The organism is Citrobacter sp. S55_ASV_140 (genome assembly GCF_018919505.1).
GTDB classification, from domain to species: domain Bacteria; phylum Pseudomonadota; class Gammaproteobacteria; order Enterobacterales; family Enterobacteriaceae; genus Citrobacter; species Citrobacter werkmanii.
In genome coordinates, this window is the sequence record NZ_JAHLQZ010000373.1 from 1 (window position 1) to 1586 (window position 1586).

Here is a 1586-nt window from a genome sequence, read left to right on the forward strand (position 1 = left end):
GTATAAAGTGGGCTGGTACCAATATCACCGTAGACAACCCCAATGGCCGCAAGGGTAATCGCAGACAATGATTGTTTATTATCAGTGCTCATAGACTCGTCTTTCGTTTATACACATCATCATTCAAGCCACTCCGTGTGGGTTGCATTCGTTATTCCCCCCATCCCAGAAGAAAACTCCATTGCCGCCTTGGTGCAGTATGATTGATATGGTGTATATATAAGAAATGTGTGCGTCGTCCCTTGGCCCACAAAAAGGCGCACAGTATGCACGATTACTCACAAAATCGTACCCCTAAATGAGACCAGATTAATCTGGCTCAAAGAAAAATAAGCGCACCTTCAGTCTATTACTGCACTGGTGTGAAGCATCTATACTCGCAGTTTACGCAGTACATTTGGCGAAAGGACGCCACTTCATTATGGCTCACCCACATTTATTAGCGGAAAGAATTTCCCGTCTGAGCAATGCGCTGGAAAAGGGACTTTATGAACGTAGCCACGCCATTCGCCTTTGCCTGCTGGCTGCTCTAAGCGGCGAGAGCGTATTCTTATTAGGTCCTCCAGGGATCGCAAAAAGCTTAATTGCCCGTCGACTGAAGTTTGCTTTTCAAAACGCCCGCGCTTTCGAATACCTGATGACGCGCTTCTCTACGCCGGAAGAGGTGTTTGGGCCGCTATCTATCCAGGCGCTGAAAGACGAAGGTCGCTATGAACGCTTAACGGCGGGCTATTTACCCGAAGCTGAAATTGTCTTTCTCGATGAAATCTGGAAAGCAGGCCCGGCCATTCTCAACACCCTGTTGACCGCTATTAACGAACGGCATTTTCGTAACGGCGCGCATGAAGAGAAAATCCCGATGCGTCTGCTGGTGGCAGCCTCCAACGAACTGCCTGAAGCAGACAGCAGCCTGGAAGCCCTGTACGACCGTATGCTGATCCGCCTGTGGCTGGATAAAGTTCAGGACAAGGCCAACTTCCGCTCCATGCTGTTAAGCCAGCAGGATGAAAGTGACAACCCTGTCCCGGCGTCGTTACAGGTGACGGATGAAGAGTATTACCAGTGGCAAAAGGACATTGGCGCCATCAAGCTTCCCGATCGCGTCTTTGAGCTTATTTTCACGCTGCGCCAACAGCTAGACGCATTACCGAATGCCCCCTATGTATCCGATCGCCGCTGGAAAAAAGCTATCCGCTTACTCCAGGCCAGCGCCTTCTTCAGCGGACGTGATGCGGTCGTGCCTATCGACCTGATCCTGTTGAAAGATTGCCTGTGGTACGACGCGCAAAGCCTGAATCTGATGCAACAGCAGCTTGAAATTTTGATGACCGGACACGCCTGGCAGCAGCAAGCCATGCTGACGCGTCTGGCCAGCATTGTGCAGCGCCGTATCCAGCTCCAGCAGCAGCAAAGCGACAAAACGGCATTCACGGTGATCCGTCAGGGCGGCATGTTCAGCCGTCGTCCTCATTATGATTTACCGCCGGAAGCCACTTCTTCAGTCGTGACATTACTGCTGCAAAAACCCTTAAAACTACATGATATGGAAGTTATCCATATTGCTTTCGAACGGGGAGCGCTGGAAC

The 1586-nt window shown here is 50.8% G+C and carries 1 protein-coding gene; it reads left to right on the forward strand.

Going from position 1 to position 1586, the window contains the following annotated elements; all coding sequences use genetic code 11:
- Nucleotides 1-421: 421 nt before the first annotated feature.
- Nucleotides 422-1586: ATPase RavA (ravA, locus tag KQJ18_RS23890; RefSeq protein WP_216422938.1), on the forward strand; the 1165-nt coding region annotated here is incomplete at its 3' end.